This is a genomic window from Dyadobacter pollutisoli (genome assembly GCF_026625565.1).
Taxonomy (GTDB): domain Bacteria; phylum Bacteroidota; class Bacteroidia; order Cytophagales; family Spirosomataceae; genus Dyadobacter; species Dyadobacter pollutisoli.
The window spans coordinates 532567-544578 of sequence record NZ_CP112998.1 but is presented as its reverse complement, the minus strand read 5'-3'; the positions used below and the strand labels follow the sequence as shown (position 1 = coordinate 544578).

The 12012-nt window shown below is 44.3% G+C and carries 8 protein-coding genes; 5 read left to right on the top strand and 3 right to left on the bottom strand.

The window, feature by feature from the left end:
- Positions 1-59: 59 nt before the first annotated feature.
- From ON006_RS02385 to ON006_RS02365, 5 genes are all read left to right on the top strand, one after another.
- A complete protein-coding gene (locus ON006_RS02385) occupies positions 60-2603 on the top strand; it encodes an ABC transporter permease (RefSeq protein WP_244823514.1) in 2544 nt (847 codons plus the stop codon).
- A 50-nt stretch (positions 2604-2653) separates the two neighbouring features.
- The gene (locus tag ON006_RS02380) at positions 2654-3115 is read left to right on the top strand and encodes a DUF6932 family protein (protein ID WP_244823513.1); all 462 of its coding nucleotides are present in this window, start codon (positions 2654-2656) and stop codon (positions 3113-3115) included.
- Between the two features lie 2 nt (positions 3116-3117).
- Positions 3118-3351: a hypothetical protein gene (locus tag ON006_RS02375; protein ID WP_244823512.1), complete on the top strand. Its 234-nt coding sequence runs from the start codon at positions 3118-3120 to the stop codon at positions 3349-3351.
- Positions 3352-3875: 524 nt separating this feature from the next.
- Positions 3876-6923 (top strand): SusC/RagA family TonB-linked outer membrane protein, encoded by a 3048-nt coding sequence (locus ON006_RS02370; protein ID WP_244823511.1) that lies wholly within the window; start codon positions 3876-3878, stop codon positions 6921-6923.
- Between the two features lie 10 nt (positions 6924-6933).
- Complete coding sequence (locus ON006_RS02365; RefSeq protein WP_244823510.1) at positions 6934-8628, top strand: RagB/SusD family nutrient uptake outer membrane protein; 1695 nt, start codon at positions 6934-6936, stop codon at positions 8626-8628.
- Between the two features lie 64 nt (positions 8629-8692).
- On the opposite strand, the gene ON006_RS02360 is transcribed toward ON006_RS02365, so the two are convergent.
- From ON006_RS02360 to ON006_RS02350, 3 genes are all read right to left on the bottom strand, one after another.
- Positions 8693-11080 carry an ABC transporter permease gene (locus ON006_RS02360; RefSeq protein ID WP_244823509.1) on the bottom strand — a complete coding sequence of 796 codons (2388 nt, stop codon included), beginning with the start codon at positions 11078-11080 and terminating at the stop codon, positions 8693-8695.
- Between the two features lie 202 nt (positions 11081-11282).
- Complete coding sequence (locus ON006_RS02355) at positions 11283-11573, bottom strand: helix-turn-helix domain-containing protein (protein ID WP_244823508.1); 291 nt, start codon at positions 11571-11573, stop codon at positions 11283-11285.
- Positions 11563-11919 (bottom strand): type II toxin-antitoxin system RelE/ParE family toxin, encoded by a 357-nt coding sequence (locus ON006_RS02350; protein WP_244823507.1) that lies wholly within the window; start codon positions 11917-11919, stop codon positions 11563-11565. The genes ON006_RS02355 and ON006_RS02350 overlap by 11 nt, the downstream gene beginning before the upstream one ends.
- Positions 11920-12012: the final 93 nt, after the last annotated feature.

Here is a 12012-nt window from a genome sequence, read left to right as displayed (position 1 = left end):
ACTTACCAAGTCTTGAAGACGGGGACGCCTAGTCTTGGTAAGTCTACATCCGAACTAACATGCAACAAGATAAACTGAATTTTCCCTGGCTGCTGCAAATGGCGTGGCGCGATAGCAGAAAAAACCGCTCCCGTCTGGTACTTTTTATTTCCTCCATTATTCTTGGAATAGCGGCGCTGGTGGGCATTTATTCGCTTGGGGACAACCTGCGGGAAAATATTGACGAGCAGGCGGCAACATTGATTGGCGCCGACCTCGCATTGTACGGAAACAAGGCGGTAGAGGGCAAAGCGAAAGCATTGGTGGATTCATTAAGCAAAACCCGGTCGGAAGAACGCAGCTTTGCCTCAATGGTTTATTTTACAAAAAATGGCGGAAACCGCCTTGCCCAGGTAAAGGCATTATCGGGCGAGTTCCCCTACTATGGCAAGCTGGAAACCATTCCGGCAACTGCTGAGAAGACATTTCGAACTGGTAGGGAAGCATTGGTAGATCAGACACTTATGCTGCAATACCAGGCCAAAGTTGGTGACTCGATCAAAATCGGAGAAGTAACATTTGCTATCGCGGGCATTCTGGAAAAAGCACCGGGATCAACCGGCCTTACCAGCACAGTAGCGCCTTCGGTGTACATTCCAATGGCTTACCTGAAACAAACCGGGCTCATGCAAAAGGGCAGCCGGGTCGGGTATCGTTATTATTTCAAATATCCGCCCAAAACCGACATTGAAAAGCTGGTCAAACAACTGGAACCTCAGTTTGAGAAGTATGATCTGGACTATAATACCGTGCAGGGCCAGAAGGAAGATACCGGCAGGTCGTTTCAGGATTTGACGCGTTTTCTGGCATTGGTTGGCTTCGTCGCTTTGCTGCTCGGCTGTATTGGCGTGGCCAGTGCCATTCATATTTACATCAGGGAAAAACTCAATTCTATCGCAATTCTGAGGTGCCTCGGCGTGAAAGCCAGACAGGCATTCCTCATTTATTTGATCCAGATCACCGGAATCGGCATCATAGGGTCTGTTTTGGGTGCATTACTGGGAACAGCCATTCAGCAATTTTTACCCATTGTAATTAAAGACCTGCTCCCTTTTGAGCTTACCACCACTATTTCCTGGCCAGCCATCGGCCAGGGCCTCGCAATCGGTGTGCTGATATCCGTATTGTTTGCATTGCCTCCATTGTTATCGATCAGGAAGGTTTCGCCATTGAATGTACTGCGCGTGTCACTCGATTCTACCAAACTTGAACGTGATCCGCTGACCTGGGGATTGTACGGGCTGATCGTCTTGTTCATTTTTGGGTTTGCCTTTTTACAAATGCGTACCTGGATCGAAGCATTGGTATTTACGGTCAGTATTCTCGCCGCATTTGTCGTGCTATATGCGATCGCTAGCCTGCTGATGTGGCTGGTACGCAAGTTTTTCCCTACTTCATGGAGTTACCTCTGGCGGCAGGGACTGGCCAATTTGTACCGTCCCAACAACCAGACTTCCATCCTGATCGTCTCCATTGGCCTGGGTACCTCACTGATATGCACGTTGTTTTTTGTTCAAACGATCCTGCTCACCAGGGTAAAACTGTCCACCAGCGGCAACCAGCCTAACATTGTACTTTTCGACATTCAGGGAAACCAGAAAGAAGGTGTACTAGCCATTGCCAAGGCGAGAAATGTGCCGGTTAACCAAAGTGTGCCCATAGTAAATATGCGGCTTGAAGAAGTAAACGGACGCACAGCCGCTGATTTTGAAGGCGATACCACTGCGGAACAGTCGCGACGGATATTTGGAAGAGAATATCGGGTCACGTTCCGGGACTCGATTACCTCGTCCGAAAAAGTCGTGAAAGGCAAATGGCAGGGTGTTTATAAAAAAACAGATACGCTGATACCCGTTTCATTAGAGAAAGGTTTCGCAGACAGAAGCCGGATCGAATTGGGCGACACGATGGTTTTCAATGTCCAGGGTACATTAATGTCCACAACGGTTTCCAGTTTCAGGGATGTGAACTGGGGAGAAGTGCAGACCAACTTTCTGGTCGTGTTTCCCACCGGCGTGCTGGAAGATGCGCCGCAGTTTCACGCGATGCTCACCCACGTACCCAATCCGCAGGTTTCCGCCGAGTTTCAGCAAGATATCGTAAGACAATTTCCGAACATCTCCATCATTGATCTCGCGCTCGTTTTGCGGGTTCTCGATGATATTTTCAACAAAATCGGTTTTGTAATTCGTTTTATGGCAGGTTTCAGTATCCTCACCGGCCTTATCGTGCTCATTGCGTCGGTACTGATCAGCAAGTATCAGCGATTGCAAGAAAGCGTTTTGTTGCGTACGCTTGGTGCGAGCAGGAAACAAATATTTGCGATTACCGCGCTGGAATACTTCTTTCTGGGCTCGCTGGCAGCTTTCACCGGAATACTAATCGCACTAGCCGGCAGCTTTTCCCTAGCCAAATTCAGTTTTGAAGCAGAATTCAAACCTGAGCTCCTGCCCATTGTGGCGGTTTTCCTTTTTGTATCACTTATGACTGTTTTCATCGGCCTCGTCAACAGCCGTGGCATCCTATCCCGCCCACCACTGGAAGTGTTGAGACAGGACGTCTGAAATAATTATCTTTACCCAAAATTGACTATCAAATTTTAAAATGAATTGATTTGGAATTTGACAATCTTGGTAATTTGAGTCCTTATACTGTCATTAAAACAGATTGGATGACGTTTGAAGCAAATTTTGTTCATCGTTTCCCACAATCGATAACACGGAAAAATCTATTTGGGGAGTTTTCAGATTATCTAATTTCATTGAAGAATATCTTGGGAAATGATTTCTTTCAATGGGTCGACGGCAGTTTCGTTACCAATAAATTAAACCCAAATGATATCGATCTGGTGACATTCGTTGATTGGGAAATTTATGCAGCCAATGAAAGCAAGATAGACTCACTACGAGATTTCCGAAACAACACAGATGCCCGAATTGACGGTTATTTTGTTCCAGTTTATTCAGAAAATCATAAAAAGCACGTTCTTTACCAGGCAGATAACCTCCAATGGCTTTATCAATTCAGCAGATCAAGGACTGATCGAAAAAAAGGATTTATTCAACTAAATCATTGATCATGGAAGAAAAAGAATTACCGCAGCTTCACGAATGGGGACTCAAAGTGTCTCGCTTATTGGAGCTTATCGCATTGACAAATCGTACATTACAGCTCCACCAGGAGCATGGAGATTCCGTAGGCCAGATCAATGACTATCAGCAGCTATTGAAAAAACATCAGGCTGAGCTCAATACACTCATGCAAACTTATGGCTTGTCTGTGCAAATCGATCGTTTAGACAGCGCGGCATAACATTTCCCCCAGCTCCGGCTAATCAGAGTATAACTTCTACAATTCAGGACGCCTGAAAAGCCATCCTCTACTTGCTTCTACTTCGATTTAACAATTCCTTAAAGTCCAATACTGCGTTTATTGGTTGTGTATCCTACACTTTTGCTTATCAAAAGTGGTTAATGCTTCTGTTTCGGAGTAAATTTTAACTTTTAAATGAACACAAATTACTATTCCAATACACATTGAATACCTTCTCATTTTCATCCAATTTAATCCTAATATTTTTTCAAACGTTTGCATAAAATTTCAAACGTTTGCATTGGGTATTGGCTATTTTCTATTATTTATTTTAAAAATACAATCGGTAATCTTGTATGTGAAGACCTTTTACCATCCTCTCCGATGGTCCTCCATTCGATGGCCGCCATTCGATGGCCGCGATTCGATGGCGCTTTAATTCAGTTTTTTACCATTTTTTTAACAGTTCAATCCATTAATCTACGATTATGAGAAAAATTTTGACTCTATCAGTCAGAACCGGGATGATTCGAAACTGCTTGTTGCAGGCAACCGCCGTTTTCGGCTTGCACGCAATAGCCGCAGCCGAAGTACCGGTTCCGGAAAGCCAACCCAGACATGTTGAAAAACACATGAATATATTGAAGGAAATCACTTTGACCGGTAAAGTCCTCACCGACGGTACCGCAGAAGGGCTTCCAGGCGTTACGGTGGTCATCTCGGAAGTGACCGGCAGCAACAAGCAGGGCACAACTACCAATGAATCCGGTGCGTTTACGTTCAATAATTTACAAACAGGAACCCGGTACAATCTTGAATTCAGCTACATTGGTTTTGAAAAACAGACACTGGCCGATTTCCTTCTTACTGAATCCAACAACAACTCCATTGAAATTAAGCTGAAAGAAGCGGTTTCCAATTTGGGTGAAGTAGTGGTAGTAGGTTACGGCAGTACTGTAAAAAAAGACATTACCGGCTCCGTGAAATCACTGAAAAGCTCCGATTTCAACACCGGGATCATTAACTCCCCCGAGCAACTTCTGCAAGGAAAAGTATCAGGTGTTAACGTTACGTCGGCAACAGGTGAGCCAGGTGGTAAAACCAACATTACCGTTCGTGGACCTGGTGGTGTGCGGACAGGCAGCACACCGCTTTTCGTTGTGGACGGGATGGCACTGGACAATAGCGGAACAGGTGGAGATACCAACCCACTAAACTTCCTCAATCCACAGGACATTGAGTCGATGGACGTTTTGAAAGACGCGTCAGCGACAGCAATTTACGGTGCGAGGGGTGCCAATGGTGTAATTTTGATCACCACCAAAAAAGGCAAATCCGGCCAGGCAAGTGTTACCTACTCCGGAACATTGGGTATTTCCACGATGGCACGTCCATTGGATGTTCTTTCAGGGCCGGATTTCGTTTCCGAAGCTGCCAAATTGGGCGGTACCGTAGTTGACGGCAAAGCGAATACCGATTGGCAAAAGGAAATCTCACGTTCTGCTACTACGCATAACCATAATATTTCCATTGGTGGCGGCACGGATAAAATGACTTATTACGGTTCATTCGGAACGCAGAAGCAGCAGGGAATTCTTAAAGGCAGCCAGCAGGACCGTTATACAGGACGTGTTAACCTATCCCAAAAATTGCTGAACGACCGCGTCACACTGGATGTTAACCTGAATGCGACCAATACGAAAAACAAAAGACCGAACATTCAGGGTATGATCGGCGGCGCTATCACGGCAAACCCAACTTATGCTCCTTATGACGCCGACGGAAATCCATCCAGATATCAGGATGGTACAAACCCGCTGATTTCTCTGATGCTTTACAAAGAACTTTTGAGCACTAACAGGGTTCTCGCAAGTATTTCTCCTTCGGTAACAATCATTAAGGGTTTGGTTTACAAACTGAACTTCGGGCTCGACAACTCTACTGCGATACAAGACAAGCAGACCTTGCCTAATACAGTTCCTTTCGAAATCGGACGACTTGAAAACTATCAGCTCAAAAACTCCAACCGTCTGATTGAGAACTACCTGACATATACTGTTAACAACAAGCTGCATAGTTTCAGCGCATTGGTAGGTCACTCTTACCAGCACATTTCACTTTCGGGTAAAAATTTCAGCATCAACAAATTCCCAATTTCGGACATTGAGCCTATCTACAATCCTGGCCTTGGACAAGACCTGACATTGGTACTGAACCAACCTGGCGGTTTTGCCACGATCAACGAGCTTCAATCGTTTTTTGGACGTGTTAACTATGCTTTCAAAGACAAGTATCTCGCTACTGCAACGCTGCGGGTTGACGGATCTTCGAAATTTGGTGCTAATAATAAATATGGTTATTTCCCTTCATTCTCATTGGGTTGGAGAATTTCTGAGGAGCCTTTCATGAAATCGTCCCCTTTCTCCGACCTGAAACTTCGTGCAGGCTGGGGATCAACCGGAAATCAGGAAATTCCTTCGAAAATTACCCAGGCACGGTTTACTTCGGCTGTTTCGGGAACTACGAGTTATCCGATCGGCACGGGCGCTTATCCTGCCGGTACTACCAACACAAGGCTCGCGAATCCTGACATTCAATGGGAAGTTTCCAAACAAACTGACATAGGACTTGACTTTTCTCTGTTCAAAGGCGCATTGAGCGGTGAGATTGATTACTTCACCAAAACATCTGAAAAGATTCTGCTTGAAGTCATTCCTTCCGATCCTATTCAGCCAGCCGGAACATTCTGGACCAATGTGCCGAATATGAAAATCAAGAACCAGGGCCTTGAAATCGACCTTAATTATAGAAATGCGCTGGACAACGGACTGCGCTACTCGTTTGGCGGAAACGTTACTTTCATTAAAAATGACGTTACAGGCTCACCGTATTCTGTAATCCCTTCGGGCGCAGCGCAAGGTTCAGGTTTGACGTCGGCGACGATCAACGGATACATTAACAACCAGCCAATCGGAACATTCTTCCTGAAAGAATTTATTGGTTTTGATGAAAAGGGGATCAGCAAATTCAGGGACGTGGATGGCGACGGAATTATTACCGACAAGGATCGCATTGCCGCAGGAACAGCGCTTCCTACCCGGATGTATAATTTCAACGGTAATGTTTCTTTCAAAGGATTTGACCTGACAGCAAACTTTAATGGTGTTGCCGGAAACAAGGTTTATGACAACACGGCCAACTCCAATTTCTACAAGCTGAAACTATCAAAAGGTGTAAACGTAACGCCGGAATCTTATGCAGATGCTGCGGAATCGGTCAATAACTCTGCTCCGGTTTCTACCAGATATTTGAAAAATGGTGCTTACCTGAGATTGAATAACCTGGTTTTGGGATACAATCTGAATACGACCAAGCTTGGTATTAGCAAATGGGTTCAGACAGTTAGGTTGTCGGTTACAGGTCAGAACCTGGCTTTGTGGACCAAGTACAATGGCTACGATCCGGAAGTGAACAACGACCGCTCGATCAACGGTATTACTTCTTATGGAATTGACTATTTAAGTTATCCAAAGGCTAAAACAATCCTTTTTGGTGTAAATGTTGGCTTTTAATATTTAAAACATGAAAAAGAAATTATCACTCATATTTACGGTTGCCAGCTTATTATTTTTAGCACCGGGCTGTACCGATCTGGAAGAACAGGTTTTAGACGAAACGCTTAAAGCCAACTTGTCCCCGGAGGAAACTGCGAATGGTCTTATAGCACCCGTTTACGCGCTCCTTCCGAACTTGTTCCAGCATACCACCTACTTTGCTCTTAACGAAATTTCCACAGACGAGGCGATCCTGCCTTATCGCGGCGGAACGGACTGGGGCGACAATGGTATCTATCTCGCTTTGCACCAACATAATACGACCAGCACAGATCCTAACGTGAACAGTACCTGGAACACATTGGCGCAGTCTATTTCAAGGTCGATCACGGCTATCAGCGGATTGAAAAACTCCACTGCGACGACAGCAGCGTTGTATAGCGCAGAAGCAAGAGGGATGAGGGCTTACTACAACCTGATCATGCTTGATATGTTCGGGATTGTGTTTGTAAAAGATGATCCGAATGTGGCTTCTGTCATTATCAGAGGCGACGAAGCTGTGAAATACATTGAAAGCGAGCTACTTGCAGTTGAGCCGCTTGTACAGCCTAAGTCCGTTGTTGGACCTGGAAGATTGAACCAGGCAGCCGTATGGGGACTTCTGGCGCGCTTGTATTTGAATGCGCCTGTGTACCGTAACATTTATTCGCCTACATTCACTTTCCCTGCCGCTGACATGGACAAAGTGATCCAGTATACAGATAAGGTCATTGCCTCCGGCCAGGCTAAATTGTCATCGGATTACTTCGCCATTTTCGGAAACAAAAACCATACAAACGAAGAATTGATATTTGCGGTGGATCAGCGGGCCGATCTGAACGGACATAACCGTATGGCTTACTTTTCTATTTCCGGCGACCAGTTCCCGCTAGCCGCATTCCCGGCAGCAAACGGAACCGACGGACCAGGTATTACATCTGACTTTTACCAGTCATGGGTGCAGGCTTACGGAGCAGTTGACCCAAAACGTGACCCCCGTTTTTATCAGGAGAATATGTCTGTTTATTCCAATCAGGCCGATACCTGTATTAATGACGCAGATTATAAAATCAACCGCGGAATATTGAGAGGCCAGCAGTACGGCGCATTGCGTGTGAACGGAGCATTTGTAAGATGTCCTGATGGCAAACTGAAAGTTGGAAAACTCTCTTATGTAACGCGTAATAAAGCAAATCTGGCCGTAAACTTCTCCGAGCTGATCGATTTCACAACGGCGGGCAGCAATTATAACACAGGTTTCCGTGTAGAAAAATACGAGTTTGGCAGTGAGTCGAACACAGGACGGAACAAAGGTGATGCGGACATCGTAATCCTGCGTCTTGCGGACATATATATGATGCGCGCAGAAGCTAAATTGCGCAAAAGCAATGATGCGGCAAGTGCATTGGCCGATGTAAACCTGGTAAGAGCTTCCAGAACAGCTACAATGGCGCCGCCAGCATTAACGGATATGGACCTGGATCTGCTTTTCCGTGAAAGAGGATTCGAATTTTACTGGGAAATGCTTCGCAGGAGCGATATGATCCGTTTTGGCAAGTATGAAGGAAAATGGACTGAAAAGACTAACTCCGACGTAAAGAAAAGAATCTTCCCAATCCCACAAACTGCTATCGACGGTGCCTCAAACGTTCCGGGGTATTTGAAGCAGAATGACGGGTATTGATCTGGTTTGATTCCAGTCATCATAACCCAGGGTTTAAACCCTGGGTTATGATGACTGGAATTTTTTACTCAGCCCGCAAGCTTTTAACCGGATTACACAAAGCGGCTTTAATGCTCTGAAAACTTACCGTCAGCAGGGCTATGAGCACCGAAAGGAAACCTGCAACAGCGAAAATCCACCATTCAACTCCAATCTTATAAGCGAAGCCGCGCAGCCATATTTGCATAATATACCAACCAATGGGCGCGGAAATGACGATCGAAATAATGATCAGTTTGATAAAATCGGTTGACAATAATGCCACTACGCTCGCAACCGATGCGCCTAGTACTTTACGCACACCAATCTCTTTCGTACGTTGTTCCGCGGTAAAAGTAGCCAGACCAAACAATCCCAGGCAGGCAATAATAATGGCAATCCCGGAAAATGCGAGAAATAAATTACCTTTTCGCTCGTCGGCGTTGTATTGCCTGGCAAATGTTTGATCCAGGAAAGCATATTCAAACGGTTGACCCGTATTAACCTCACTGAATGTATGCCTGATATAATTCAGGGCAGCAGGTATATTGTTTCCTGAAACACGTATGAGCAGGTTAGCTGCCTCTCTTTTCTTTAAAATCAATACCAAAGGCTCGATCTGTGTGTGAAGCGACCGCAAGTGAAAATCTTGGATCACACCCGTTATCTGAACTCTTCTTGCATCGACCTCAATTAAACCTGCCTTGTGATCCTTCCAACCCAATCGTTTCAGCATTGCCTGATTAACCAGAACCGCATCTGAGCTGTCATTGTCCAAGTCTGATGTAAAATTCCGGCCTTCCAGTAAACGGATTTGCAGGACATTCAGAAAATCAGTATCAACATTGAAATATTCCGAACTAACTGGTATTTCCGCTCCTTTTGCGTAGAAAGAAAAAGTCGATTTGTTATTCAAACCATCGCCGATGCTGCCATTGGTCAAACTAGCGCTGGCAATGACGGGGTTCTGCAATAATTTGCTTTTTAAAACTTCTGCCGACTGTAAAACCGACTGGCCTTTTAACGGTATGAAAATGACTTGCTGCTGATTAAAACCCAACCCGGTTTGCTTCATATATTGCAGTTGGCGGTACACGGTAATCGTCCCGACAACCATGACCATTGAAATGGAGAACTGCAATATTACCAACGACTTTCTCAGAAATATTCCTTTGCTATTTCTGGCGATGGCACCTTTCAGTACTGCTGCAGGCTTAAACCGCGACAAAATAAAAGCAGGATAAATGCCACTGATCAGCCCGGTTACCAGCGTCAATCCGACAAACAATGCAGCCGTTCTGAAATCGGTTATATCAAAAGTCAGAGTTTTATCAGCGATCTGATTGAAGAAAGGGAGCAACGCATAAAGCAGCACCAGGCCCAAAACCATTGCCAGAAAAGACATCAGAATGGATTCAGACAGAAACTGGTTTATCAGCTGGAACCTTTGAGAACCGGCGGCTTTCCGTATGCCAATCTCTTTGGCTCGCCCCATTGAACGAGCCGTAGCCAGATTAATGTAATTAACCATGGCGATCAAAAGAATGAACAAGCCAATCACCGAAAACGTGTACACATAACTCATGCTGCTGCCATTCTCCTCACCCATTAAATGAGAAGACTTAAGGTGAATATCTCCCAGCGGTTGAAAAGCAATATGAAAACTTACCTTGGAATCGTTGGTATCATTGATCGCCTTGGCAATGTATTTTTTGTAGAAGGCGGGCATTTTGCTTTCCAATTTACCCGCAGCCCCCGGGTCGTTAAGCATCACATAAGTCATGGAATTAAAACTATCCCATTTGTCAAGGTCAATGCCGCTTACTTCCTGATTATAATAAGGCAAAATGGCGTCGAACTTCAGATGGTGATTGGCAGGAACTTCCCGGATAATGCCCGAGACCGTAAACGGCAGATTTTCTTTTACGGTAACAACCTTACCAATAAGTCCCGAGGTTTTACCAAACAAGAACAAAGCCAACTTCTCCGTCATAACGAGGCTGTTACGAGTTGATAATGCTGTTTGAGGATTACCTTCTATGAATTTGTGATCAAAAAAAGAAAACAATGAAGAATCTGCGTAGATCATGCCCTTCACATTGATAGACTTTTCACCTACCTTAAACTTCTGGTCACTTTTTTTGACCCTCAACGTATTATTGATTTCCGGAAACTCCTGTTGTAGTACAGGACCGAAAGGTGAAGACGTGATGCCCATTTTGTACTCATTACCCGACCATTTGATGTCAAGGTTTATTCTGAAAATACATTCCGCATGCTTATGATAGCGATCATAGCTTAATTCGTCATGAACATAGAGCCATAATGCAGCCGCACAAGTCATACCCGAGGCTAGTCCTGCTAGTATGAGAATGCTGTAAGTTTTGTTTCGGATGAGGTTTCGCCAGGCGATCTTGAAATAGTTTTGTAGCATAGCAATAACAAAGCAAGTGATGCGAATAAGACATACTTCTAAATTATGTGCCACATTCTCAAAACCTCACTAAAAAGCTACTAAGTGGCATTTCTATTGGAGTTTCTGTACGATTTCGGACATAACTTGTCCGGTTTCAATTGGAAAATTATTTCAAATCCCTAATGATGCATCCATGTCTAAACTGGGAGACATATCGGTCTTAGAACTCTATTTGTATTTTCACTTTCCCCCCCAACCCTTTCTCAACAATTTCATAAAGTGTTCTTAAAGTAAGATTGCTTCCGTCGTTTTCAACTCTGGATATATATTCCCTTTTTTTATTGACGATCTCACCCAACTGTGCCTGAGTAAGCGACTTATCTTCACGGGCTTGCCTTAAAAGCAATCCGATTTTGAAACTTTCAAATTCTCTATCCAGACGATCTCTCTCTTCGGTTCCTTTAACACCGTAAACTTCGTCTTTAATTTGACTCCAGCTTTTAATGTCCATTATCGTTACGTTTAGATTCTAAATATTCTGTCATTAGCCTTAAAGCTCGCTCAATTTCGTTTTTAGGAGTTCGTTCCGTTTTTTTCTGAAATCCATTAAGAAGAATCACAACTTTGTCATCGTCAAAAAAGCAAAACACTCTCCAAATATTTGAACCCAGCATTATTCTTGCCTCGTAAAGTCCTTTTGTTCCTTGCAAATGTTTGATAAACGTGGACGGAATGTGTTGCAATGTTTCAATGGCTTCAATAACCCGAAAAATTTTACGCCGTACTTGTTTTGGTTGTTGTTCTACAAAGTCATCGAAATAGTGTTTGTACGCGACAACTTCTCTAATTCTAATCATGATAAAGGTAACTTAAAAGTTACTATGATGCAATGGCGCATCCTCTATCAGACGTAGTCTTCAACCAACGGTCACAACCTATTCTCAAAAAAC